The organism is Clostridium omnivorum, assembly GCF_026012015.1.
GTDB classification, from domain to species: domain Bacteria; phylum Bacillota; class Clostridia; order Clostridiales; family Clostridiaceae; genus Clostridium_AX; species Clostridium_AX omnivorum.
The window spans coordinates 3,837,316-3,862,478 of sequence record NZ_BRXR01000001.1 but is presented as its reverse complement, the minus strand read 5'-3'; the positions used below and the strand labels follow the sequence as shown (position 1 = coordinate 3,862,478).

22 protein-coding genes are annotated in these 25,163 nt (G+C 30.7%); 8 read left to right on the top strand and 14 right to left on the bottom strand.

The window, feature by feature from the left end; genetic code table 11:
- Positions 1 to 238 precede the first annotated feature (238 nt).
- Entirely contained in the window at positions 239 to 1,459 is a 1,221-nt protein-coding gene (locus bsdE14_RS18220; protein WP_264851422.1) for a 6-phosphofructokinase, read from the top strand.
- Between the two features lie 72 nt (positions 1,460 to 1,531).
- Here the strand turns inward: bsdE14_RS18220 and recX are convergent, their stop codons facing one another.
- The gene (gene recX, locus bsdE14_RS18215; RefSeq protein ID WP_264851421.1) at positions 1,532 to 2,368 is read right to left on the bottom strand and encodes a recombination regulator RecX; all 837 of its coding nucleotides are present in this window, start codon (positions 2,366 to 2,368) and stop codon (positions 1,532 to 1,534) included.
- A 6-nt stretch (positions 2,369 to 2,374) separates the two neighbouring features.
- Positions 2,375 to 3,622, bottom strand: coding sequence for a M16 family metallopeptidase (locus tag bsdE14_RS18210; protein ID WP_264851420.1), 1,248 nt, complete (start codon positions 3,620 to 3,622; stop codon positions 2,375 to 2,377).
- Between the two features lie 219 nt (positions 3,623 to 3,841).
- Here bsdE14_RS18210 and bsdE14_RS18205 point away from each other — a divergent pair, with 219 nt between their 5' ends.
- From bsdE14_RS18205 to bsdE14_RS18195, 3 genes are all read left to right on the top strand, one after another.
- Entirely contained in the window at positions 3,842 to 4,333 is a 492-nt protein-coding gene (locus bsdE14_RS18205; protein WP_264851419.1) for a QueT transporter family protein, read from the top strand.
- A gap of 229 nt (positions 4,334 to 4,562) precedes the next feature.
- A complete protein-coding gene (locus bsdE14_RS18200; RefSeq protein ID WP_264851418.1) occupies positions 4,563 to 6,128 on the top strand; it encodes a DEAD/DEAH box helicase in 1,566 nt (521 codons plus the stop codon).
- 140 nt (positions 6,129 to 6,268) lie between these two features.
- The gene (locus bsdE14_RS18195; protein WP_264851417.1) at positions 6,269 to 6,439 is read left to right on the top strand and encodes a hypothetical protein; all 171 of its coding nucleotides are present in this window, start codon (positions 6,269 to 6,271) and stop codon (positions 6,437 to 6,439) included.
- Positions 6,440 to 6,494: 55 nt separating this feature from the next.
- Here bsdE14_RS18195 and bsdE14_RS18190 read toward each other — a convergent pair whose 3' ends face one another.
- Both bsdE14_RS18190 and bsdE14_RS18185 read right to left on the bottom strand, forming a co-directional pair.
- Positions 6,495 to 7,583 carry a S8 family peptidase gene (locus bsdE14_RS18190; protein ID WP_264851416.1) on the bottom strand — a complete coding sequence of 363 codons (1,089 nt, stop codon included), beginning with the start codon at positions 7,581 to 7,583 and terminating at the stop codon, positions 6,495 to 6,497.
- A gap of 189 nt (positions 7,584 to 7,772) precedes the next feature.
- Positions 7,773 to 8,639, bottom strand: a complete 867-nt coding sequence (locus tag bsdE14_RS18185; RefSeq protein ID WP_264851415.1) for an aldose epimerase family protein — start codon at positions 8,637 to 8,639, stop codon at positions 7,773 to 7,775.
- Between the two features lie 93 nt (positions 8,640 to 8,732).
- On the opposite strand from bsdE14_RS18185, the gene bsdE14_RS18180 reads away from it, so the two are divergent.
- Complete coding sequence (locus bsdE14_RS18180; RefSeq protein ID WP_264852298.1) at positions 8,733 to 10,091, top strand: CCA tRNA nucleotidyltransferase; 1,359 nt, start codon at positions 8,733 to 8,735, stop codon at positions 10,089 to 10,091.
- Between the two features lie 18 nt (positions 10,092 to 10,109).
- On the opposite strand, the gene bsdE14_RS18175 is transcribed toward bsdE14_RS18180, so the two are convergent.
- Together bsdE14_RS18175 and bsdE14_RS18170 are read right to left on the bottom strand one after the other, a co-directional pair.
- Complete coding sequence (locus bsdE14_RS18175) at positions 10,110 to 10,700, bottom strand: ECF transporter S component (protein WP_264851414.1); 591 nt, start codon at positions 10,698 to 10,700, stop codon at positions 10,110 to 10,112.
- 250 nt (positions 10,701 to 10,950) lie between these two features.
- A complete protein-coding gene (locus tag bsdE14_RS18170; protein WP_264851413.1) occupies positions 10,951 to 13,341 on the bottom strand; it encodes a VIT and vWA domain-containing protein in 2,391 nt (796 codons plus the stop codon).
- Positions 13,342 to 13,609: 268 nt separating this feature from the next.
- Here bsdE14_RS18170 and bsdE14_RS18165 point away from each other — a divergent pair, with 268 nt between their 5' ends.
- Positions 13,610 to 14,131: a 2'-5' RNA ligase family protein gene (locus bsdE14_RS18165; protein WP_264851412.1), complete on the top strand. Its 522-nt coding sequence runs from the start codon at positions 13,610 to 13,612 to the stop codon at positions 14,129 to 14,131.
- Between the two features lie 50 nt (positions 14,132 to 14,181).
- On the opposite strand, the gene bsdE14_RS18160 is transcribed toward bsdE14_RS18165, so the two are convergent.
- The gene (locus bsdE14_RS18160; RefSeq protein WP_264851411.1) at positions 14,182 to 14,601 is read right to left on the bottom strand and encodes a hypothetical protein; all 420 of its coding nucleotides are present in this window, start codon (positions 14,599 to 14,601) and stop codon (positions 14,182 to 14,184) included.
- Between the two features lie 233 nt (positions 14,602 to 14,834).
- On the opposite strand from bsdE14_RS18160, the gene bsdE14_RS18155 reads away from it, so the two are divergent.
- Together bsdE14_RS18155 and bsdE14_RS18150 are read left to right on the top strand one after the other, a co-directional pair.
- A complete protein-coding gene (locus tag bsdE14_RS18155; protein ID WP_264851410.1) occupies positions 14,835 to 15,491 on the top strand; it encodes an undecaprenyl diphosphate synthase family protein in 657 nt (218 codons plus the stop codon).
- Positions 15,492 to 15,605: 114 nt separating this feature from the next.
- Entirely contained in the window at positions 15,606 to 16,181 is a 576-nt protein-coding gene (locus bsdE14_RS18150) for a flavin reductase family protein (RefSeq protein WP_264851409.1), read from the top strand.
- A gap of 112 nt (positions 16,182 to 16,293) precedes the next feature.
- On the opposite strand, the gene bsdE14_RS18145 is transcribed toward bsdE14_RS18150, so the two are convergent.
- The 7 genes from bsdE14_RS18145 to lgt form a co-directional block, all read right to left on the bottom strand.
- Entirely contained in the window at positions 16,294 to 17,877 is a 1,584-nt protein-coding gene (locus bsdE14_RS18145; protein WP_264851408.1) for a glycosyltransferase family 4 protein, read from the bottom strand.
- Positions 17,878 to 18,466: 589 nt separating this feature from the next.
- The gene (locus bsdE14_RS18140) at positions 18,467 to 19,495 is read right to left on the bottom strand and encodes a molybdopterin-binding protein (RefSeq protein WP_264851407.1); all 1,029 of its coding nucleotides are present in this window, start codon (positions 19,493 to 19,495) and stop codon (positions 18,467 to 18,469) included.
- A 158-nt stretch (positions 19,496 to 19,653) separates the two neighbouring features.
- Complete coding sequence (gene larE, locus bsdE14_RS18135; protein ID WP_264851406.1) at positions 19,654 to 20,478, bottom strand: ATP-dependent sacrificial sulfur transferase LarE; 825 nt, start codon at positions 20,476 to 20,478, stop codon at positions 19,654 to 19,656.
- 122 nt (positions 20,479 to 20,600) lie between these two features.
- Positions 20,601 to 21,680 carry a C40 family peptidase gene (locus tag bsdE14_RS18130; protein ID WP_264851405.1) on the bottom strand — a complete coding sequence of 360 codons (1,080 nt, stop codon included), beginning with the start codon at positions 21,678 to 21,680 and terminating at the stop codon, positions 20,601 to 20,603.
- 155 nt (positions 21,681 to 21,835) lie between these two features.
- Positions 21,836 to 22,984, bottom strand: a complete 1,149-nt coding sequence (thiI, locus tag bsdE14_RS18125; RefSeq protein ID WP_264851404.1) for a tRNA uracil 4-sulfurtransferase ThiI — start codon at positions 22,982 to 22,984, stop codon at positions 21,836 to 21,838.
- Positions 22,981 to 24,120 (bottom strand): cysteine desulfurase family protein, encoded by a 1,140-nt coding sequence (locus bsdE14_RS18120; RefSeq protein ID WP_264851403.1) that lies wholly within the window; start codon positions 24,118 to 24,120, stop codon positions 22,981 to 22,983. The genes thiI and bsdE14_RS18120 overlap by 4 nt, the downstream gene beginning before the upstream one ends.
- 162 nt (positions 24,121 to 24,282) lie before the next feature.
- Positions 24,283 to 25,062: a prolipoprotein diacylglyceryl transferase gene (gene lgt / locus bsdE14_RS18115; RefSeq protein ID WP_264851402.1), complete on the bottom strand. Its 780-nt coding sequence runs from the start codon at positions 25,060 to 25,062 to the stop codon at positions 24,283 to 24,285.
- Between the last annotated feature and the right edge of the window lie 101 nt (positions 25,063 to 25,163).

Genomic DNA, 25,163 nt, shown 5'->3' with positions numbered 1-25,163 from the left:
AGTGCAGTTTACTGCACTGATTTTTTTATTATTATACTCTATTTACATAAAGGTAAAAAAAGTATTGTTATTGAAACAAAAACATATTGTATAACACAAAATTATATATTACAATTTTATAGTATATATTAATTAAAACTAATTGACCACTTTTGAAGATTATATGTATAATATTCGATATTATTGTATATTAATTTATTGAATATGTACAAGCACATTGAAGGGAGTTAATCATATTATGAGAAATTGCATAGTTGCCCAATCAGGAGGACCTACTTCAGTTATAAACGCAAGTTTTTTAGGAGTATTGGATGAAAATAACAAATTAAATTACTATGATAATGTTTATGCCGGACTTAACGGTATAGAAGGTATATTAGCTAAGAAAATAGTCAATCTTTCTGAAATTCCATACCATGAATTAGAAGGGTTTAAGTATACACCTGCCTCAGGACTTGGCTCCTGCAGGTATAAGATGAAGGATTTTAACACCAACGAAGAAGAATATAAAAAGCTTATAGAAATATTTAAAGAGTACGAAATTGAAGCTTTTTTCTATATCGGCGGAAATGATTCCATGGATACTGTCAAATCCCTTAGCAGCTATGCTAAAGAACACAACATAGCAATTAAATTTATAGGTATTCCAAAAACTATTGATAATGATCTTATGTATACGGATCATACCCCTGGCTTTGGAAGCGCTGCTAAATTTATAGCAACAACTGTTTTAGAGTGCTACTTAGATTCATCTGTATATAGCAATAATGGAATTTTTATAATAGAAGCTATGGGTAGGGATGCAGGATGGCTTACTGCTAGCAGCTACCTTGCCAAAATAAATGGAAAGCCTGTAGCTGACTTTATTTATCTGCCAGAGGTTGCTTTTAGTAAAGAGCAATTCATAAAAGATGTAAGAAACAAATTCTTAGAACAGAACCAAGTATTTATAGTTGCTTCAGAAGGAATTAGAGATGCAGAGGGACATTTTCTAGGAGAACAAAAGTCTAGTGCAGCTCATGATAAGTTTGGGCATGCTCAGCTTGGTGGAGTATGCAATACATTAAAAGAGCTCATAATAGAAAACTCCATAACCTCTAGAGTTAAAACTTTGGAGCTTGGAGTAACCCAAAGGTGTGCAATGCACTGTGCTTCTAATACAGATATAGAAGAGGCATATATGGTTGGTAAAAAAGCATTAGAATATTCTAATACGGATTGTTCTGGTGATATGGTAGCTATTAAAAGAAATTCAAGCTGTCCTTATAGCTCTGAAACCTTCCTTATAGAAGCCTCAAAGGTTGCAAATAATATAAAATACTTTCCAACTGAATGGATTAATAAGGAAGGTAACAATGTAACTGATGCTGTTACTGAATATATTTCCCCATTAATACAGGGTACTCCAGAAATACCTTTGGAAAATGGACTTCCAAAGTTCTCAGTTATAAAAAAATAAACTTAAGTTACTCCTTTGGTTTTAAATAAATTATAAAAAAGAAAAGCTAGGCGATATATACCTAGCTTTTTGTTATTCCTCAAAATCTACATTATCCATTAATTCTTTTAGTGATGACTTTACATCTTCCCATCTATAACCTCGTCTTAATAGATAGTCTGCCAGCTTCTTATATAATTTCTTTTGATCCTGCTCTGACTTCATGAGCACTTTTAATCTCTTTTGAGCAAGCAAACTTATTTCTCCTGAGTCTTTTTCATGAATATCTTCATTACTGTTATCATTAACCACTGTTTTCTTTACTATGCTGCTTACTATCTCAGAATCATAACCATTTCTTATTAAATAGTCACCCAACTTTTTATATTGTTTTCTACAATCTTTTTCAGTCTTCTTAATCAGTTCATATTTTTTTATAGCTAGTGTTTCAGCAACTGAATATTCAATGTCACTGTCTACTTGACTTAGCTTTTCCTTTACTAGCTTTTCATCAATTCCCTTTTTTAACAAGGAATATTTTATCTTGTTATTCCCTTGACTCCTTATTTTTTCTTTAATATATAGCTCAGTATATTTTAAATCATCCACAAAGCTGTAGCTTTTTAAAAACTCTATAGTTTTCTTTACTACTGACTCATCGTAGCCTTTGTTTATAAGCTTATCATACATTTCCTTTTCCGTTTTATAGCTTTTTTCTATAACGCGCATAGCGTCATTTTTACAGCATAAAAAATTATCTTCCTGAGCCAATTCCTTTAAATATTCTAAGTCAACCTTATTGCCCACTTTTAATTTATAGGAATACACTAATTCCGAGCTGCATGAAAACATATATTCGTGATTCAAAAACACACTTACCCTATTTTTATTTCTCTTTTGCACTTCTATTTTAGTAATAGTTTTCTCCAAAACAAATCACTCCATTTCAGGCAGTAAAATATGAATAGAAGGATTTTCAAACACTTTTCTTGCAACTTCATAAATATTTTTTGCTTCTATTTTTTCAAGGTTTTTCATATCTTCAACAAATTCATATATGCTTACATTTTCTAGTACTTGATGAAGTATATAGTTTCCTAGATCAGTAGAATCTTCAAGTGTAGCAGTTACAGCAGTTTTAAGAACCTTTTTCATTAACTCAGTGGTACTTTCATCAAATTTCACTACTTCATTTTTTATTTCATCTATACAATCTTTTATCGCCTCTATAGCCTCATCAACAGATTCGCTTACTACTGAAGTATAAATGTAGAGCATCTTAACATTTGTTGTCAAATCTAAATCAGAATATATATCATAAGCAAGTCCTCTCTCTTCTCTCAATTCTCTAAACAACATAGAATTTGAACTCTCTCCAAATTTATGATTTAAGATTCTAAGCGCCAGCTCTTCTTCTTTATTTAAATTATGAAAAGAAAATGCATATGATATTGCAGCTTGCTCAATATCCTTCTTATAGGTAATTTCTTTACATTCATTATTTTTTTCTATTATAATTTTTTCCCTCTTAAAATCTTTTTCTTGCCATAATTTAAAGTTTTCATTTATTAGTTTTATAACTGCCTCATGTTCATATGGCGAAACAATTGTTATAACACAATTATTAGGGACATAATATGCTCTATAAAAATCAACAAGCTGCTTTCTTGTTAAACTACCTACAGTTCCTTCATCTCCTAAGGTATCATATCTTAAAGGACTTTTATCAAATGCAATTTCATGAAGTCTCCTAAAACAGTAATCTTCAATATCATCTTTGCTTGTTCTTATTTCTGATAAAATTACTCCTCTTTCCTTCTCTAGTTCTTCCATAGGAAAGTTAGAATTTTGAAGCATGTCTGCCATAAGTTCAATTGATGGCTCTAATTCTTCACATAGTGCTGTTATGCTATACACCGTACTATCGTAATTGGTATATGCATTATATTCTCCACCCCTTTGCTCTAAATCATTATTAAGTTCCTCATTGGTTCTTGAATATGTACCTTTAAAAAGCATATGTTCAATGAAATGGCATATACCCTTTTCATTGCTTTTTTCATAAAGCGATCCAATTTTTATACCAGCATGAATTGAACACATTCCTGTTTGCCTTTTCACAGTAATTAATTTTATACCGTTAGGTAAAATTTCTATATTTGAATCAAAAATATTTTCCTCCATATATTCTCCTTTTAAAAAACAAATGTACATCATTATATAATAACATAAATTATAACGCAAAGCACTAAAAATCTCTTACAAGTTATTTCCTAAATTAAGCACTCATGCTAAATTTTATTTGACTGCCTCATAAAATGATGCTATAATATGCAAGTATGCAAAAATACAGGCAGTTCGTAACCATCCTGCCTTAAATCAAAACTATGGAGGTAATTATTTATGAATAACAAAACTAGACAAGTTGTATTTGGAGGAATAATTGGTGCTCTTTATGCTGTAATGACCATATTGTTTGCTCCAATAAGCTATAGTCAAGTTCAAGTAAGAATAGCTGAAGCACTAACAGTTTTACCCTTCTTTTCACCCTATGCGGTTTGGGGACTTTTTATAGGCTGTATTGTTTCTAATTTAGCTGGTGGACTTGGAATTATTGATATTGTATTTGGTTCTCTAGCAACTCTAATTGCAGCACTTATAACCTATTATATTGGGAAAAGTAATATAAAGTTTAAAACTTATCTTGCACCACTTCCTGCAGTACTAGTAAATGCAGTTATTGTAGCATTCGTTTTAAAATATACTATTCAAGTTCCACTTTTTATAACTATGCTATGGGTCGCCTTAGGAGAATCCGCAGCTTGTTACATTTTAGGTCTTCCACTACTACTTTTTATTGAAAAGAACAAAAAAATTAAAAGTTTTTTAGCTTAGTTGGTAAACTTCTGATGAGCTTTATTTATAACTGCTTTTCAGAAGTTTTTAATTTTATTGATTATACTAGCATGTTATGCTATGATTAATTATGTTTTGTGATTAATAGTAATTATCAACTATATAAACATTTGTTTATAATTGATTACCAAAATTATGCATTATTATTTAAAATAGAAATGGACAAAATAAAAATGCGATTATTTATATATAAAGGAATGATGAAAATATGGAAAATATTAAATTTAGCGACTTAGGTATTAACGAAACAGTTCTTAAAGCTATAAATGTTATGGGTTTTGAAGAACCTTCACAAATTCAAGCCGAAGCTATTCCTGTAGCTTTACAAGGCTATGATATGATAGGTCAGGCGCAAACTGGTACCGGCAAAACTACCGCTTTTGGTATTCCAATAATAAGTAACTTGAGTGCTAAAAGAGGTGAACCTCAAGCACTAATTCTTACTCCAACAAGAGAACTTGCAATTCAAGTTACTGAAGAACTTGGAAGAATAGCAAAATTTTCAAGAGTAAGTTTAATACCTATATATGGTGGTCAGCCAATAGATAGACAAATTAGATCCTTAAGCAAGGGTGTTGACATAATAGTAGGTACTCCTGGAAGAATACTTGACCATATAAGGAGAAACACTTTAAAGCTTAGCTCAATAAAGTTCTTTGTACTTGATGAAGCTGATGAAATGCTTGATATGGGATTCAAAGACGATATTGAAGAAGTAATTAAAAACTTAAACGAGGATAGACAGACAATGTTATTCTCAGCGACTATGCCAAACGAAATAAAAAAACTTGCTTCAAAGTATATGAAAGACGACATTAAGCATATTGCTATAGTAAAAAATACTATGACAGTTTCTACTGTTAAACAGTTCTACTTTGAGATAAAGCAAAAGGATAGATTTGAATCCCTGTGCAGAATTTTAGATGTTGATGAGCCACAAAGCTCCATCATCTTCTGTAAAACAAAAAAGGGTGTTGATGAGCTTGTAGAAGGTATGCAGGCTAGAGGTTACATTGTAGAAGGTATGCATGGTGATATGGGGCAAAACCAAAGAATGAATACTTTGAAAAAGTTCAAAGAAGGAAATTTAGATTTTCTTGTTGCTACAGATGTAGCAGCAAGAGGCATAGATATAGAAAATGTTAGCCATGTAATAAATTACGACCTGCCTCAAGATGCTGAATCCTATGTTCATAGAATAGGAAGAACAGGAAGAGCAAACAGAGAAGGCTTGGCTTACAGCCTTGTAACTCCAAGAGAATATATAGTTTTAAAACAAATTGAAAAAACTACAAAAAGTAAAATAAAGAGAAAAGAAATACCGACTATTGAAGATATTTATGAAATAAAACACAGAAATATATTAAACAGAGTTAAGGAAACCCTTTTAAATGATGATTATAAAGAGTTTATTCCTTTAGCTGCTGAGCTTGATGATGAATTCAATTTAGTAGACGTGGCTGCTGCTCTTATGAAAAATATATTTGATAAAGAGCTTACCTATGATTATACCGAAAACTCTTTATCTGTTGAATCTAAAATAAGATTATTTTTATCTGTTGGCAGAAAAGATGGTGTTAATCCAAAGAGCATTATAGAATTCCTTACTTCAACAGCAGAAATATCTAAACAAGAAATTGGTGATATTACTATTCTTGATAAATTCTCTTTTATAGATATTCCTGAGCGCTTTATAGAAGTTCTTATGAAAAAATCAAAAGGAAAGAAATTAAACAATAGAAAAGTTAATATTGAAATAGCAAATAAAAAATAAAGAAAAGGATGCAGGTGCATCCTTTTCTTTTATTAAACTTTTCTTAATGATAATTATAAAACTTTTAAAATCATATACTATCTATATATAAAGTTTTCTAATTTTTTATTATTTAGCAATTTATACTTTAGGGGGGTTGTATGTCTAAATTTAAGAAATTATTAGTTATTTTACTTTTCATACTTGCTATAGAATTATTAATGATTTACATAGGATATAGAACTAATTTAAAAACCAGCGCACCAGGGGAAACCGATAAATATAACAAAGAATCCTACATGGTTTTATATGATGTCAATTACAACTTTTAATTTAATATGTTCATAATTATGAATTTAAAAATGAGGAGATTATATTCTCCTCATTTTAAAACTTTTTAGTATAATTTATATTTAATAATTTATTTAACACATTCTCTTTTTCTAAAGCTTGCACCATTTGCAATGCTTTATAGGCATTTACAAAACCGTATCCAGAATAGTCATCTTTACCCTTAGCCATAATGTCATTTGAACTTGAAATCAATATTTTTTCAATTTCATCAGAAGTAAGTTTTGGATTTTCTGCCTTTAACATTGCAGCAATTCCTACCACTGTAGGTGCTGCCATGCTTGTACCATTTCTATACTCATAAGAATTATCAGGTACTGTACTAATAATATCAACTCCAGGTGCTGCAACCATAACAGTAGATCCATAATTTGAAAAGCTTGCTTTATTATAAGAATTATCAACTGCGGATACTGTGAAAACACCCTTATCTCCTGCAGGACTGTATGAATCACAATTACTGTTATCATTTCCTGCAGCAGCAACTACCAGCACTCCCTTTTGTTTTGCATAATTAACTGCTTCCTCAATATAAGTGTCCTTTACCTTAAACCCTATGCTTATATTAATTATATCTGCGCCTTTATCAACAGCATATTTAATACCCTCAGCTATAATAGGTGAATCACCTTGTCCATTTTTATCAAGCACCTTAACAGGAATTATTTTTACGTCCAGTGGTCCTACTATCCCTGTAATTCCCTGGTTATTGTTCATTTCAGCTGCAATAATACCTGCTACATGTGTTCCATGCCAATTATCATCCATAACATCATTATTATTGTCTATGAAATTATAACCAAGCTCTGTAAGGACTCTATTCTTTAAATCAGGATGGTTGTAATCAACTCCTGTATCCACTATAGCCACTTTTACAGTTCTCTTTTGATTTACTAACTTCCAAGCCTTATTACTTTCAGTAGAAGTAACTGCCCATTGAAACTCAAAATCTGGATCATTAATTTCAGGACTCTCTAATTTATTTTCTAATGTAGTTGTGCTCTGTAAATAAGAGCTATTTAGCTTTTCTTTAATAACATTACTTATTCCCACGCTAGGAAAGTAAGAATTAATAATAAGAAATAGAGATATTGGTATAATAAGAAATCTATTAAAATACATCATAATTATTCTCACCCTCCATGAAATAAATTTGTATCTAAACTTTTTACACTATTAGGATTTAACTAATAAAATATGTTCAGTAAGGTTATTATACACTCAAACCAAAGGATAATATATGATAAGTTATTTCCAAGCTAAAATAATAAATCCAAATATGTTTATAAAAAAATAAAGGGGTTACCCCTTATTTTAATAATTTGATACTGTAATATCTAAATAGGTATTAACTTTCTCTCCTGATTCTATGAAATAAATGTCTTGCTTAGTATTAAAGGAATTTGTCATTGCCATCCAAGGTTCTACGCATACAAAATTCTTATTTTCTACTGACCAAAGCACAACATATTTAAACTCTTCCCCATATTGCATATCAATATTGCTGTTTAGCTCTTCAATTCTAAAAGAAATGCTCCTTTTCTTTGCGTTTATAAATACTGCAGACTCCTTCATTTTGCTTAAATCTATAGCACCCTTGAAGTCTTTTATTTTATTATCATTTAAATCGATATATTTCGTTGCATCAGTTCTATAGTTAACATTTTTATTTTCAGCATAAAAATATGGGTGAAAACCTGCATATATTGGCATTTTTACATCTGAATTATTTTTGTACTGCTGCAATATTTGAAGCTTCCCATCTTTTAAAATATATGTAAATATAAGTTCAAAATCAAAGGGATACATTTCCCTAGTTTCTTCATTGCTTTCGAGTTTTATAGTTATTGAAGCTTGATCCCTATCTTCCTTATTAACAACTATCCACTTAGATATTCTAGCTACTCCATGGTTTTTCATAGTATAGCTTTTTCCATTAAACTCATAACATCCATTAGCAAGCTGTCCGCATATTGGAAATAGGATTGGAATTCCCCCTCTTATATTCGCCTTTTCATCATAAAAAGTATCTGAGTCCAAATACAGCATTTCTTTGCCATTTACTCCATAAGCAATAATTATTCCACCACGTTCAGGACATACTTTTACCCAAGAATTTGTATTCTTATCCTTCAATTCATAAATATCATATTTATCCTTATAACAAATTACTTCATACATATTGATATCCTCCTCGCTTTCTAAGACACTGAATTATTATTTATATTTTAACATATATTAGTTTTTATGATAAACTGATTCTATAAAAGTAGTATAAAGGAGAAATTTATGGACATTCAATTACCACCTTCTGTGGCATTAATATTAAATACATTAACTTGTAACAATTACAAAGCTTATATTGTAGGTGGCTGCGTAAGAGATTCTCTTTTAGGAAAATCTCCAAAAGATTGGGATATTACTACTAGTGCTCTTCCACACCAGATTATGAAGCTATTTAATAAAACTATCCCTACAGGTCTGAAGCATGGTACTGTAACAGTGGTTATTAATAATGAACATTTTGAAGTAACTACCTTTAGAATTGAAAGTACTTATTCTGACAATCGTCACCCAGATCAAGTATTTTTCACTTCTAATATTGAAGAAGATTTGAGCAGAAGGGATTTTACAATTAATGCTATGGCCTATAACAAATCTGAATCTCTAGTAGATATATTTCATGGTCAAAAGGACTTAAACACTAAAATTATTCGCTGTGTTGGTAATCCAAGTGAACGTTTTAATGAGGATGCCCTCAGGATGATAAGGGCTATAAGGTTCAGTACACAACTTAGCTTTCATTTAGATGAAGCTACCACTAGCTCTATTATCCTTAATAATTCACTAATTAAAAATATAAGTATGGAAAGAATCCGAGATGAATTATGTAAAATTCTTATGTGCAGTGAACCTAGCATTGGTATTAGATTACTTCAGCACACTGGATTGCTCAAATACATATTACCTGAGCTTAACAAGTGCGTAGGCTTTCAGCAACATAATCCTCATCATCACTTAGATGTATTTGAACACACAATGCTAGTCCTAGACACTACACCTGAGGATTTGATAATAAGACTAGCGGCTCTTTTTCACGATGTTGCTAAGCCTAAATGTTTTACTATGGACGAAAATGGCAATGGTCATTTTTACATGCATGAAGTAGAAAGCTCTATAGATGCTGAAAAAATACTCAAAAGATTACGTTTTGATAATAATACCATTAAAAGAGTATGCATTTTAATTAAAGAACATATGCAAGGAAATAACAGCCTTAAAACCTCATCAATTAAAAGACTTATAGCTAGAGTTGGAACTGAAAACCTAAATAGTCTTTTTGAACTCAAGATTGCCGATATAAAGGCTCACATGCCACCTCATACCTTTGATATTGTATACGATTTAAGAGAAAAAGCTGCAAAGATTATAAGTGAACAGCAGCCATTGAATATTAAAGATTTAGCTATTGATGGTACAGATTTAATTAATATTGGAATACCTAAAGGAAAGACAATAGGGATTATACTAAATAATCTTCTTGATGCTGTAATCGAAAATCCTCATTTAAATAATAGAAGTATATTATTAAATCAAGCTCTTAATACTTATAGTGAAATAAAAAAAGACTAGTAGTACTAGTCTTTTTGCTTATTGTTTTTTCATCTTCTTTACAGCCATTACTAAGGGTACAGTTATTATAACTGCAATAATAGCTTCAGGTATTCCGTTTGGCACTGCAATACCTAGATATATAGTCTTAGCAACTAATGACTCACTTATGTGTTTAGCCTGAGCAAATCTAGCTGCGTAAAGGATATATACCATTGTTAACACTCCAAAGGTATTTGTAAGTGAACCTATAGCAGCAGCAACTCCTGCTTTAACTCCTTGGTTTCCACGCATTATTTTGTAGCTATAATAAGTAGTAATTGCTATAAGTACCCTTGGTAAAATTGAAACCAGCGGATTCATAAATGCAAAAGATAATAATGATGGAGTTGTTATATTCTGAATGACACTAAAGATTCCAAAAATTAGCCCTACAAGCATGCCTACTACTGGCCCTTCTATAAGGGTACCCACAATTACTGGTATATGCATAATAGTTGCTTTAGCTAAAGGCAGTGGAATAAATCCATATCCAGTTAATCCAAGCATAATTGAAATACCTGAAAGCATTCCAACGACAGTTAGCTGTCTAGTTCCAAACTTATTCTGTGTGCTCAAATTGTAATTCATAAAACCCTCCGTTCTTATTCCGAATTGGATATAAGTCGAAATAAATAAAATTAAATATGTTCGGTTTCCTAAGAATACCGCCAATGTGATTTTAACATGATTTTATTATAATTTAAAGATAAATTATTCATAAAAATAAAATATTATAAATTAACTTTAATAAATTATTTTTTATCTAATTTTTCGCAGCAAAAAAACTGTCTAAAATATAAACAGTTTTTTGCATTTATAATTTAACTTTTACATAATATTAAAGAGCTTTTAATATTGACAATTTAGCTAGACTATCAATAGAATTTTTTTCATCTTTAATATTCAAAACTTCTTCAATATACTTGCCATCTTTTGATACTTTAAATAGACATCTTGCTATATCCTTTAAAGATGATCTTATAGAGCTATTAAGTATCTTTAAGACCATTTCACTACTTTTTCCCACAAGCTTTGTTTTAATCATTTCAATGCTATCTTGTACAAGCATCTCCATGGTTCCCTTTAATATATCTTTTTCCAGCGCTGCCTTTAAAGCTAATGCTGTTATTGTATATAAAGGTACGTCATATTCATTGCTATTTTTTTGAATGCTTTGAAGCAAGTATTTGATAGACTTATTTAACTGATTCATATATAGCAGAATATCTTCTTTTCCCATTGTAAATCCAAGCAGTACACTGGCAGTAGTGGCTATTTTTTTATAATTATCTTCTTCATTTATATTTGAAAAACTTCCATCTGCATATTGATTTAAAGCCAAAATTCTAAGAATAGCTTCCCTTGGATACTTCTTATCAAGCAAAAGATTATTTCTTTCATTATTAGAAATTATCTTATTTGCAGATTTATATACAAATCCCGGTGATTCAATGAATTTTGCATCTGCAATATTTTTAATAGTCTGTTCAGAGGCTTTAAGTGGAATTATTCTTGTAATTGGCATGCCTAATACTAAATCTTCCATCTGTTCTAACATTACAAAGGAAGTTGCAGTACTTATAATACCTGACTCTCTAGACAATTCAATAATTTTATTATGCATAGCCTCAGCTGTACTTCCTCTTTCTCCCTTTAAATGCTCATCAATTGATTCAATTCTGTTTCTACTCCAAACCTTTAATATTAGCTGAGCATTTTCTTCCAAATCTAAACTGTCTAAGTCAATAGATTTAATATATTCTTTCTCATCTACTTTTCCTTTAACAGTAACTTTACCCGTGATATTTCCACTTACCTTAGCAAATATTGCAAAAGGTTCCCTATCGTAGAGGTAGTCAATTGTTCTAGGATAAGTACTTTCGACTTTAACCTCTCCCCAGTCAATTTCAGTGATATCTACTTGCGGATTTTCTATTCTACTAAACTGCCTTAATATTACATCATCTATTCTTTCATCTTCATATATGAATTCAGGTCTTCCAAATCCAACATTAGCAAGCTTATTAATCATATAACTGTTCGCTGAGGTATCAATTCCAAATGTAAATAGCCTGTTATCCCCTATATTCTTATCCACATATTCTATTATTTCATTTTCATCTTCCATCATATCGTCAGTAAAAAGAAGAACAGTGCTGTGTCCTATTAAATTACTTTCTGAAAGCGAGTACTTTAATGCTTCTAGTATATTAGACCCACCCTTAGCAGAAAGCTTTTCAATCCATTCTGATGCTCTTTTTAGATTGTCTTCATTAAATGGCACTTTACCAAATTCAGAAAAGTATTCAAGTTCTGAGCTGAAAGCAACAATATTAAAGCTGTCACCTTCCGATAGATTTCTTATACATAATTGAAGGGCATTTTTCGCTTCTTCAAGCTTCTCTCCCTGCATGGATTCGGAAATATCTACAAGGAACATATAATTATTAGGTTTTTCCTCTTCACTACTGGTTAACTTGGGTATAAACCTAAGATATAAGATCCCTTTTTCCTCACCATCTTCTTGGTATTTATAAATCATGCCGCTAGCTTCCTGAAGCTTTTCCTCTTTCATTATAAGCACTAAATCTTTATCTAAGGAAAATAAGTCATCACTAAAAGTTACCTTTGCTAAATTTATGTCTTCCTCCCATTCAATTTTTATATCATGAGTTGGGGATTCAATCTTTAACTTGCTCAATGGTTCAATTAAAAGGTTTAGGCTCACTTTATAATTATCTTGTATGTAATTTTCTTGCTTTGAATTATGCTCTATGGATCTTGGTGCTAAAATTGCTGGTACAACAAGCTTCAAACTATCATTTTCATATATCAGTCTATCCATATAGGATAACTTTATTTTAACAGATTCTCCCGGTAAGATTTGACCTATGCTGAATTGAAACATTCCGGAGTTTGGCTCCTCTAAGGATAGGGTATTTATCCCCTTTAATACAGCCTCATCGTATAGTTTAGCTGCTTCCTTCTGATCCTCCACCATAGCTTTAAGTGTTCTTCCACCCAATGTAGCTTCAAAACCAGTAATTACTGCGGTATCAGGAATTGGAAAGCTGTAAATTCCATCAATATTCTGCTCCCCTATGTTTTCATAAACTTGATTTACACTTAGCTCAACAAACTCACCACAAATGTTTCCTTGAAGTCCTACCTGCTTTAAAGCTACATTATTTCGAAATTCCTTGCTGCCTTTAAGTCCATATCCAAGCATTAATATCCCTCCCGCTTTTTAAAAGCATAAAATTTATTATATATTATTTTATTCTAAAAATTTCATATTATTAATTATAAAATAGACAATTCACTAATATATATTTTCCAAAAACTTATGAAATTATTTAAAGTTTAATAATATAGAATAAATTCATAAAATTATGATATAACCAAATTATACCACCTAATTGCTTTTTATTCCATATTCTTTTATTTAGATGTATATTATTAAATAAAAAACTAAACAATAGATAAGGGTGATTATTATGAGATATGTAATTGCATGCTTATTAAGTGATGAAGCATTAAATTTTCATGAAAATCTTACAAATGATATATGCAAAAAATACGAAGTTAAGCGTCAAAGACTTCCAGGTCATTTTACTTTAAAAGCTCCTTTTGAAACAGATAACATTGATGAACTATTGCACATTCTTAAAGAATTTAGTTTTCAAAACTCTAAAGCTCCAATTGAACTTAAGAATTATGGTCATTTTAGAGAAGATGTGGTTTATATGTCTGTTTATCCATCAACTGCTGCAGTTCAAATTTATGATAATTTAATTGATGTACTTAAAACTATTAAGTGGTTAGAGTGGAAAAAAAATGAAGGCACGGGAAGAATATTTCACTGTACATTGATTTCAAAAATACCTAAAGGTAAGTTTCAAGGAATTTGGAATTACTCAAATCAGTTTAAATTTCATTTTAATACATTCTTTGACAATATAACAGTGTTAAGATGGGAAAAAGATAAATGGGGTATCTATGAAGAATTTAAGCTATAAAACTCCCTGTGTTTTTAACACAAGGAGTTTTTATATTATAAACTAGAACATCACACATCTATATCTTTTAATCTTTTATTAAGCTCTCTTATTTCTTCAGTATATCCTCCTATAACTACCTGATTTTCTTTGAACTTTCCACCCATGTTTTTAATAATATCCTTTGCTTTTTGCATATTTCCCGAAGTTGCTTCAACAACAACTTTATAGTTATCGTCACTAAATTCAGTAAATCCGCCATGTACATTTACTAGTGGACTTACTGCAGTAATCGGTGATTTTCCTATTTCACTTGAATCTACTAGCATATTTGAGAGACCAAACGCCGAATCAGTATCCGCTAAATTTCTTTGTATGTTCCCATTATTGTTATCTATCTCAATATGCGAATTATTAAAACCGTGATCCTTTAATTTTGTAAGAACTAAGTTTGCCCTTTCCATGCTCATAAAATAACCCTTAAGTTGCATAATCTTTCCTCCTTTCAGTGTTTATCGCTGTATTATCTATTGGTGCAAAGTCCTGCTGCAGCTTTATGGAATATTTAACTGAAGAGTTTTTTCTTGTTTTGTATACACCTTTTTCATGTTGTAATTATATTTTTTGCAAAATTATAATTAATATGCTTACTAAAAATTTTATTTGGATAAAGCAAGAAAATGGTGGTAATAATACAAGTAGAATTATCATAAGGAGGAATAATATGAGAATCCCTAATCATATTGGCATCATACCTGATGGCAACAGAAGATGGTCTGTAAAAATGGGTCTAACAAAAGAAAAGGGCTACAATATGGGACTTTATCCTGGTGTTAAGCTTTTCAAAATGTGCAAGGAGTTAGGAGTAAAGGAGCTTACATACTACGGATTTACAATGGATAATACAAAACGTCCTTCTATTCAAACAAAAGCATTTACAAATGCATGTATAAAGGCTGTAGAAATGTTGGCTAAAGAAGATGCATCTCTCCTAGTGGTTGGAAATACCGATTCACCAATGTTTCCAAGAGAGCTTTTACCTTACACTAAACGAAAAGAATTTGGAAAAGGCGGCATGAAAGTTAATTTTCTTGTAAATTACGGTTGGGAGTGGGATTTATATAATATTGCATCAAACAAAAGTTCTATTAAGGGCAGTATAAAAAACAGCATTTGCTACTACCTAAATTCTTATGATGTTTCTAGAGTCGATTTAATTATTCGTTGGGGAGGCATGAGAAGATTAAGCGGTTTTCTACCAGTTCAATCAATTTACTCTGATTTCTATGTTGTTGACGATTATTGGCCAGATTTCAAACCTGAACACCTACACGATGCACTTTCTTGGTATGATAAACAAGATATTACTCTAGGCGGATAAATAAAGACCTAAATATAGGTCTTTATTTAGAAATCTTAAGACAAGCCTATTGTATTTAAAGTGTATTCTTGATATGATTTTTTAGTATATAATTTATGATAAGGGTGATACACTATGACCAAACAAATTTTCAAAGGAAGTGCAATGCTAAATCCAGTTCCTGTGGTACTTGTAACCTCTAGGAATACCGAAGGAAAAGTAAATGTATTCACTGTTGGCTGGACCGGTACTGCCTGCACAAGACCACCTATGGTTACAATTGCAGTTAGGCCGGAGAGATTATCCTATGAATTTATTTCTGAAAATGGAGAATTTGCAATTAATCTTCCTACTGCCGATATGGTTAAAAAAGTTGATTATTGCGGTGTTAAGTCTGGTAGAATTAATGATAAGATAGCAGAAATGAACTTTAAACTTGAACCTTCTGAAAAAATATCTGTTCCAATAATAACTCAATGTCCAGTGGCACTAGAATGTAAGGTTGTTAATAATATACCTTTAGGAAGTCATAATCTACTTATTGCAGAAATAATTTCAGTGCATGTAGAAGAAAATTTGATAGATCAAAATGGAAAAATACATTTAGAAAAAGCCAATTTATTGTGCTACTCCCATGGTGAATATTTTCCAGTGCCTTCAAAGTCTATAGGTAAATTTGGATTTTCTGTAAAAAGAAAGAATAAAAAATAAGGTAGCACCTTATTTTTTATTCCTATTTAAAGTGTTGGGAAATGCATTGTATTTTTCTTATCAAATAACCATTAATTTTCTCTGCATTCTCAAATTTTTCACTAAGAATTGCTTATTCCTCAACTACAGTTTCCTTTTCATTTTCACTCTTCTTGCTGCTTTTTTTAGCAGGTGCTTTTCTTTTTTTCTTTGGTTTTTGTTCCTCACTGTGTTCAACCGTTAAAGCTTCACCTACTTTTTTAGTTTCTTTACTATCAATTTTATTTAATTCTTTTTCGTAGTTTTTAAGTAACTTATCCTTCTTTTTTAACTCCCTAGCAAGAGACTTTAGTTCTTTTTCGCACTGTTCCCTGCTCTTTTTATATTCATCACTCATAATTTCTAACTCATTATCCTTTTGAACTAGCTCTTTAGTCAGGTTATCGATATGATTATTAAATTTCTTTTCTGTCTCTTTAAATTTCACTAGTTCATCTTTGGCAGAGATATTCTTAAATTCTTCCGCCCCAATCCATTCAGTATTTTTTGCCTCCTTCTGAATAAGTGAATACATCTCTACGGTTAGTTCTGCCGCTTTTCTCCAAGAGTATTTTTCACTAACAGTATTCATTCCACCGTCTGCCAAATAATTAGCTAAGCTTTTATCATCAAGAACCTCAATTAAATTACTAATTAAATCTTCTTTAGAGCCACTTTCAAATTTTAATCCATTAACTCTATTTTGGATTAGCTCAGAAAGCCCACCAACATCCGATGCAATAACCGGACAGCCTGCAGCCATAGCTTCTAATGCAGCAATACCAAATGGTTCATATATGGATGGAAAAACCACTACGTCTGATATCTTGAAAAGTTTGTTTCTAGTCTCATCCTCCACATATCCAGGAAATATTATTTTTTCGTCAAGTCCATAATCTCTTACTCTTCTTTTTAGTTCTTCTGTCATTGAGCCTTTTCCACTTATTATAAATTTAACACCGCCATATTTTTTTACAATATTTGCTGCAGCATCAATTAATATATGTATACCTTTTTCATATACATGTCTTCCAACAAACAATATTATCCTTTCATTATTATTTGCAAATTTTCTTCTGAATTCCTCTTTATTGAATTCAAATTCAAATTGCTCTGTATTGACTCCATTAGGTATCTCCCATATTTTATCCCAGCTTGTTTTAAATAAATCTGAAACCTCTTTTCTCATATATCTACTGCAAGTTACAACTTTCCAAGACTCTTCAATTAGCATCTTTTCAGTATTTGAAATATAGTTTTGCATTTCATTCCTCAAACCACCATTACGACCATACTCAGTGGCATGCATAGTACATACTAAAGGAATACGTAATATCCATTTCAATGCTCTACCGCTATATGCCGAAAGCCAATCGTGTGCGTGGATTATATCAAAATTCCCAGTACTTGCAGCTATTTTTACGCCTTCTTCGATCATTGCATAATTTAGATGCATAACCCATTTAGTAAAATCTTCAGTATGGATATTATAAGGTTTTACTCTATGGACATGAACCCCTTCGCAATTTTCATAATCTTTATCTACAGAATCCTTGCAAGTTACTATATGAACTTCATGATTTAATTTAACTAATGCTTTCGAAATAAAAAACACATGGTTAGATATACCCCCAATATTCTTTGGTGGATACTCCCAAGACAAAATAAGAATTTTCATTTATACCTTCCTCCTAAAATTTATTTAGTTCATGCATTGTCCATTATGTAATTAATTCAAGATATAGTTAAAAATGAAGCCTTAAATTGATTTTAAATCTGTTAGGTATGAAGTTATTTTATGAAATACGGTAAGTCATTTCTTTCAAAACGCCCTTGGAAATTTTATCCTATAACTTATATTATATATATTTTACAATTTATTTCAACATGTTTTTTTGAAATTATCATCTATTACTTTTTCATTCTTCTGAATTTTTCTCTGCATTTATCCCTATAATTTTATTTTTTATGCAATATTAAATACAAACTCTTGCATAATAAGCACATTTAATTTGAGTACGGTTCAATTGTTATAATATGTAAACATTTCCATGTATTATTATATGAATTTATAACGCATAGAAAATTTCATATTTAATTAAATCATAAAATTCCACTTCTAATAAAAAAGTTCAGCATATAATTAAAAATATGCTAAACTAATTAATTTCACTTTAGTTTTACTTAATATTTTTTAAACACTTGAAGGTGATTACTTTTAATAACTCTTTTAATAGTAACTTATATTTAAATGGATATTTTTATAATTATCTTCCCTTTAAAAAGCTACAATTTGGATAATGACAAACTTTACAGAAGTCACATAGTCCTCCTAAACCAAGATTAATAAAATAATCCTTACTTATTTTTTGCTTACATGCAAGCTTTGGAAAAATCAAATCAAATATAGTTGCTTTGTAATACATTACTGCTCCTGGAACTCCTATAATAGGTGTATTCTTTTTATAGGATAGCAAAAACATATTTCCTGGTTGAACCGGCAATCCGTGAACTACCATATTATCAGCTTCTTCTTTGATAGCAATTGGAGTAATATCATCTTCATCTACAGACATGCCTCCGGTACAGACAACGATATCAGCACCTGATTCAACTGCTTCATTAATCTTTTCTTTTATATATTCCTTATCATCTGGCGCCTTTATTACGCTGCTGATTTTACAGCCATAACTCTCTACTTTAGGCTTTAAAGCTTCGTAAAACCTATCTTTTATAAGCCCATTAAAGACCTCATTACCAGTGATAATTAGATGAATTTTTTGTGGTACATATTTGACGACATTAATTAGTTTTCCACTCTGCTTACAGGTTTCTTCAACAGCTTCTATGTTTTCTTTTCTAGTATACAGAGGAATAATTCTCTCTGATGCTACTATGTCTCCTCTTTTTACTGGTGTATCCTCAAATTTGGTACAAATAGCAACATGTTCTATAGTATTTAAATTATATAACATTTCCTTATTAATTTTTAAAATTCCATCTGCTTTTGATATTATATTTATTTTCCCTTCAGAAACTTCAGAAAAAGTAAAACTATCTTGGTCAGCTATAGCACTGGCAATTCTTACTGCACAATCATCTTCGTGTATATACCCCTCAGGTATAGTGTCAAGATATACATTTTCTTTTCCTATCTTTTTAAGTTCAATAACATCATCTTCAGTAATAATGTGTCCTTTTTTAAAAGCCACACCTTTAAACGTTCCTGGTATAACCCTGGTCATATCGTGTCCTATTGCAAGTCCAATTGCATCCTCTATTTTAACCTTTCTCATTCTATTATCCCCCTTCGTTTTTATAGTAACTTTTGTTTTGGATACTTTAAATGTATGCATTATAAATATATTCTTCAAATAGCTTTTATATTAATAAAAAAAGAATAGCTAAGCTATTCTTTTACAAATTATATAAAATTTTAATTTATATTTTACTATTATATAGTCTTTTGATCTTCTGTCAAAACTTCATTCATACTACCAGTTCTATATCCTAATAGATCTAAAGTTACATACTTAAAACCTATTTTCCTAAATTCAGTTCCTATCTTATCCATAATCTCTATACTGAAAAATTTTTCTCTTTCTTCTTGACTAACCTCTATCCTTGCTATTTCTCCATGATGCCTAACTCTTACCTGCCAAAATCCCATATCTAAAAGCATCTGCTCGGCCTTTTCTACCATTCCTAACTTTTCTACGGTAATTTCGTTTCCATAAGGAATTCGTGAAGAAAGACAAGCGAAAGAAGGTTTATTCCATGTAGGAACATTTAATCGTTTAGACAATTCCCTAATATCTTTTTTAGTTAGTCCTGCATCTTTTAAAGGACTAATGACTTGAAGTTCCCTTGCAGCTTTCATCCCAGGTCTAAAATCACCTGTATCATCTGAATTAGATCCATCCAATACATATTTAATATTATGGCTAGCCGCTACTTCCTTAATCTTAGTAAAAAGTTCCTTTTTGCAAAAATAGCATCTATTAGTTGGATTTTTAGAAAATCCTTGTATATCTAATTCTTCAGAAATAATAACAATATGTTTTGCTCCTAAATGGCTAATATATGAAGTAGCCTCCTTAAACTCTCTTTCAGGATATGTAGAAGATTTGGCTGTAACTGCTATAACCTTATCACCTAAAACATCATAAGCAACTTTTAATAGAAAAGTACTGTCAACGCCTCCTGAATATGCTATAGCTGCGCTTCCTAAATTTATTATACTTTCTTTTAGTAATTGAAATTTTTCATCTAAATTCATCTTTAGTCCTCCTAATGCTTTAACTGCATAAGTCCATTATAGAAATCTCTACTAAATTAGTCAATATTCTTTTATACTTTACCAATAACTTTTAGTATTACAAAATGATACTTCTTATAAGATTATAAAACCTTTACTCCAATCAAAAAATCTGTTCGGTCCAAAGGTGCAATTCTTATTACGTCTCCCGTTCTAGGAGAGTGAATATAGCAATTATTGCCTATATAAATTCCTACATGATGCGGGCTTCCTGAATATCCAAACAATACCAAATCCCCTGGTTTTAATTCACTTTTACTTACTTGTATGCCATTGTTCAATTGATCGTAGGTTGTTCTGCCCAGTCTAACACCAAAATTACCAAAAACATATTGCGTAAACCCAGAACAATCAAAACCAATTTCCGGACTGGTTCCGCCCCAATGATATGGAATTCCCATATGCTTCACTGCAAACTTTAAAATGTCCTTCCTCTCTGAGCTTAGCCCTTCCATTTCATTCTGATTACTATCTATTTGTTTTAATATATCATCCACATTAAACTGAATTTCCACTTTAGCTTGTGATGACTGCTGTTCAGTCTTTATTTGATCTAATAAAAGCTTTTGGGCATTCTTAGAATCATTTAAACTTTTTAGCTTTTCCTCGTTATCTGCCTTTAAGTTAAGCAACTTTTCATTTTTTTCACTAAGAACAGTTTGCTTATTTTTTATTTCAAGCTTTTTATTGTTTAAACTTGCTAAAATCTTTTTATCATTGTCCATTATACTTTTTATAGCTTCTACCTTTGATGCAAAATCACTTATTCCTTTTGCACTTAATAAAGCTTCTAGGTAACTATCCTTTCCAGTCATATACATTGTTCTAACTCTTTTGCTAAACAGAACATTCTCTTCTTCTAATTCTTTTTCCAGTTGCGTTAATTGTTCTTCAGAATTTTTTATTTCAAGTTGAATTTGTTCAATGTTCTTATTATCAATATTTATTTTCTGAATCAGGTCCTCAATTTGGGAATCTAAGAGTTCAATTTCCCTTTCTAATTGCTGTTTTTTTTCCTCCAAGCTTTGACCTTGAGTGCTTTCATTGAAAATTTGAATTCTATTACTTTGTCCATTTTCTATCTGCGGATCTGCTTTAATTCTCACATTAACCGAGGATATGATAATAACAGTAATTATTAAACTCTTTAGCCTTTTATTCAAAATACTCGCCCCCCCTATTATTGTTATATAAAATTATATGATTATAAATTAAGATTTATAGCATATATTAAACATATGTAAATATTTTCCATATATTTATATTGTACAATAAAAAAGAAGCAGAGTCCACACTCTGCTTCTTTCAAAAAAACATATTATAAATCATAAATTTCCATATTATTTATAGCTTCTTCTACTAAATTATCTATTTCTAATACACCTTCAGCCTTTCTCATTTGCTCTAAGATAGGTTTTGTTTTCGGATGCTTTGGAACAAATATCGTGCAGCAGTCTTCATAAGGCAATATAGAGGTTTCATAGGTTCCAATCTGTCTTGAAACATCCATTATATCAACCTTATCCATAGCAACAAGAGGCCTAAATACTGGTCTATCAGACACATCATCACTAACTACCAACCCCTCCATAGTTTGACTAGCTACTTGACCAATACTCTCACCTGTTGAAACTGATTGAATACCATATTTGCTTGCTAAGCTGCAGGCAATTCTCATCATAAATCTTCGCATTATTATGGTTAGTTCATCTTCTCTGCATTTTTCTATTATCTGCATTTGAATATCTGTAAAAGGTACTACATAGAGTTTAATTGAACCTGTATAACCTTTTAAAATTCTAGCTAAATCTTTCACTTTTTCTTTTGCTCTTTCACTAGTATATGGATGGCTGTGGTAGTATACACAACTAACCTCTACTCCTCTTCTTGCCATCATATATCCAGCTACAGGTGAATCAATCCCTCCGGATAACATAAGCATAGTACTGCCATTCATTCCATAAGGTAATCCACCCACTGCTTTTATTCTCTTAGAATATACATATGCTTTTTCCCTTATTTCAACATTTACTATGCACTGGGGTTTATGCACATCAACTTTTAAACCTTCTACATTTTTTAAAATATGTGCACCAACACTTCTGCTAACCTCCAAAGAATTCATTTCACTAAATTGTTTGTTAGCTCTATTGGTTTCAACTTTAAATGTATTAAATTCACTATTTTTAATTTCTTCTACTGCTTGTGTTTTTATGGCATCAATGTTAGGTTCAACTTCTGTAACTATACATACTTCTGCAACTCCGAATACTATTTTCACCCTATCTAACACTTCTTCAAGGTTTTCAGAATATAAAAACCATCTGCCAGAATCAGTTATAAATTCATATTCCATACCTTCTAGCACTTTTTTTATATTGTCCTTTAGCTTCTTTTCAAATTTATTTCTATTCAATCCTTTTAAAAATATCTCTGAAGCACATTTCACTAATATTAATTTTCTCATTTAGCAACTCTCCTTAAAAACTTTAAACTCTTCTCAAGATTTTCAATAGTATAATCTATTTCTTCAAGTGTATTTAATTCTGAAAAACTAAATCTAATAGTTCCCTTAAGCTCTACATCTTTAAGTCCTATTGCCTTAAGAACATGGCTATCTTTTGTGTCCTTTGAGGAGCAAGCTGACCCCATTGAAACGTATATACCTTTTTCCTCTAATAAATGAAGCAAAACCTCTGCACGTACAGCAATGAAAGAAACATTCAGTATATAAGGCAAAAATTCATCTTCTAAGGGACTATTGATTTTCACACCTTCCATATTTTCAATTTCATTAATAAAATGGCTTTTTAACTGTTTAACCTTTTCAAAGTTTTTATCTCTATTCTTATTAATTATTTCAGAAGCCTTTGAAAAGCCAACAATAGCCGGTAAATTCTCAGTTCCTGATCTAAATGTTCTTTCTTGGCCACCTCCAATTATAAGCGGTTTTGGTACAAGTCCTTTTCTAATATAAGCAAATCCCGCTCCTCTTGGTCCATGAATTTTGTGTGCACTAGCTGAGAGCAAATCTATTTTTGACTTAACTACATCAATACGAAGTTTACCATAGCTTTGTACAGCATCCACATGAAATTTAGCCCTAGAACTCTTTTTCTTTATAAGATTACCTATGCTCTCAATATCTTGAATATATCCAATTTCATTGTTAACATGCATAATACTTACCAGCATAGTATCCTTGTCTATGTTATTTTCTAACTGTTCTAAATTAATTCTGCCATTACAATCTACATCCAAATATAAAACATTAATGCCTTCCTTTTCCATTTCCTTAAATGTATTAAGTACACTAGGATGTTCAATTTTAGTAGTTATAATATTTCCGCCTGGCTTTACAAAACCTCTAATTAGAAAGTTATTGCTTTCACTTCCTCCAGAAGTAAATATAATTTCATCTCTAGTACAATTTATTGCTTTAGCAATCACTTCTCTGCACTCATTGAGTTTTTTTTCTGCTTGCATTCCTAATTTATGTATAGATGATGGGTTGCCATAATAATTACTCATAGTGCTAGCAACAGCTTCTATAACCTCTTCATACGGTTTAGTTGTAGCACTATTATCCAAGTATACTTCCATGTTATCACTCCTGTATTTGTAATTTATTATATCTATACTTTCTTATTTATTTCATATCATTGAAATAAACATATGTTTTTTCATAGATAAAGCATCCTGACCTAGGAGTTTTACCTATTTCAAGATGCTTGTAACCTAAAACCATACTAATATAATACTATTTTATTGTTTATGTGGCAATATAGTTTTTTTCTTAATATATGCAAAATACAAGAAGACTACCCAAATAGCCACTCCTAAGAGGCTTACTATTTGAGCTATTCTTAGTGTTCCTATCATTAGGCTATCTGTTCTTAAACCTTCAACAAAAAATCTTCCTATAGAATATAATCCAACATATGTGAATATTGTAGTACCATCCTTCTTAGATTTTCTTAATACATAGGTTAGACAAATAAACACCAACACATTCCATATAGATTCATATAAAAAAGTTGGATGATAATAAGTACCTTCTATGTACATACCTTTTTGTATAAATGCTGGAAAATGACTAATAAATTCCTTAGTTACAGGTCCTCCATGAGCCTCTTGATTAAAGAAGTTTCCCCACCTTCCTAATGCTTGTGCAATTATAATAGAAGGTGCTGCAGCATCAGCGTATTTTAAAAAACTTATCCGTTTTTTTCTGCAATACAAATATGCAGAGCCTATAGCAAAAATTAAACCTCCATGAATAGCAAGTCCTCCCTGCCTAATATTTAATATTTCGCCAGCATTCTGAAAATAATAATCTAAATTAAATAAAACATAATAAAGTCTAGCACCAATGATAGCAAGCGGCAAAGCAATTAAGATTATATCAATTAAAGTATCATAACTAATCTTCTTTACATCACAGCCCTTTTTTGCAAGTAATATTCCTATAATCATACCTGTAGAAATTAGTATTCCATACCATCTTATTTGAATACCAAACAATGTAAATGCTACTGGATTCATAAAGCTTCCTCCTAAGTCTTTTAACTTTTGTTATTAAAATAGTATCTTCCATATGAAATTTTGTCAATGTTATTATGATTATAGCTTTAATTTATGAATAT

What these genes read in the sequence shown, in the direction of transcription:
- lgt (WP_264851402.1), bottom strand. Translation starts at nt 25,062, where the DNA reads ATGAATCCAGTAGCATTTACATTGTTTGGTATTCAAATAAGATGGTAT.
- bsdE14_RS18175 (WP_264851414.1), bottom strand. Translation starts at nt 10,700, where the DNA reads ATGAATTACAATTTGAGCACACAGAATAAGTTTGGAACTAGACAGCTA.
- bsdE14_RS18170 (WP_264851413.1), bottom strand. Translation starts at nt 13,341, where the DNA reads ATGCTTGGATATGGACTTAAAGGCAGCAAGGAATTTCGAAATAATGTA.
- bsdE14_RS18160 (WP_264851411.1), bottom strand. Translation starts at nt 14,601, where the DNA reads ATGCAACTTAAGGGTTATTTTATGAGCATGGAAAGGGCAAACTTAGTT.
- bsdE14_RS18185 (WP_264851415.1), bottom strand. Translation starts at nt 8,639, where the DNA reads ATGTATGAAGTAATTTGTTATAAGGATAAATATGATATTTATGAATTG.
- bsdE14_RS18220 (WP_264851422.1), top strand. Translation starts at nt 239, where the DNA reads ATGAGAAATTGCATAGTTGCCCAATCAGGAGGACCTACTTCAGTTATA.
- bsdE14_RS18195 (WP_264851417.1), top strand. Translation starts at nt 6,269, where the DNA reads ATGTCTAAATTTAAGAAATTATTAGTTATTTTACTTTTCATACTTGCT.
- bsdE14_RS18120 (WP_264851403.1), bottom strand. Translation starts at nt 24,120, where the DNA reads ATGGAAGTATACTTGGATAATAGTGCTACAACTAAACCGTATGAAGAG.
- bsdE14_RS18165 (WP_264851412.1), top strand. Translation starts at nt 13,610, where the DNA reads ATGAGATATGTAATTGCATGCTTATTAAGTGATGAAGCATTAAATTTT.
- bsdE14_RS18140 (WP_264851407.1), bottom strand. Translation starts at nt 19,495, where the DNA reads ATGAGAAAGGTTAAAATAGAGGATGCAATTGGACTTGCAATAGGACAC.
- bsdE14_RS18150 (WP_264851409.1), top strand. Translation starts at nt 15,606, where the DNA reads ATGACCAAACAAATTTTCAAAGGAAGTGCAATGCTAAATCCAGTTCCT.
- bsdE14_RS18190 (WP_264851416.1), bottom strand. Translation starts at nt 7,583, where the DNA reads ATGATGTATTTTAATAGATTTCTTATTATACCAATATCTCTATTTCTT.
- bsdE14_RS18200 (WP_264851418.1), top strand. Translation starts at nt 4,563, where the DNA reads ATGGAAAATATTAAATTTAGCGACTTAGGTATTAACGAAACAGTTCTT.
- thiI (WP_264851404.1), bottom strand. Translation starts at nt 22,984, where the DNA reads ATGAGAAAATTAATATTAGTGAAATGTGCTTCAGAGATATTTTTAAAA.
- larE (WP_264851406.1), bottom strand. Translation starts at nt 20,478, where the DNA reads ATGAATTTAGATGAAAAATTTCAATTACTAAAAGAAAGTATAATAAAT.
- bsdE14_RS18205 (WP_264851419.1), top strand. Translation starts at nt 3,842, where the DNA reads ATGAATAACAAAACTAGACAAGTTGTATTTGGAGGAATAATTGGTGCT.
- bsdE14_RS18210 (WP_264851420.1), bottom strand. Translation starts at nt 3,622, where the DNA reads ATGGAGGAAAATATTTTTGATTCAAATATAGAAATTTTACCTAACGGT.
- bsdE14_RS18145 (WP_264851408.1), bottom strand. Translation starts at nt 17,877, where the DNA reads ATGAAAATTCTTATTTTGTCTTGGGAGTATCCACCAAAGAATATTGGG.
- bsdE14_RS18155 (WP_264851410.1), top strand. Translation starts at nt 14,835, where the DNA reads ATGAGAATCCCTAATCATATTGGCATCATACCTGATGGCAACAGAAGA.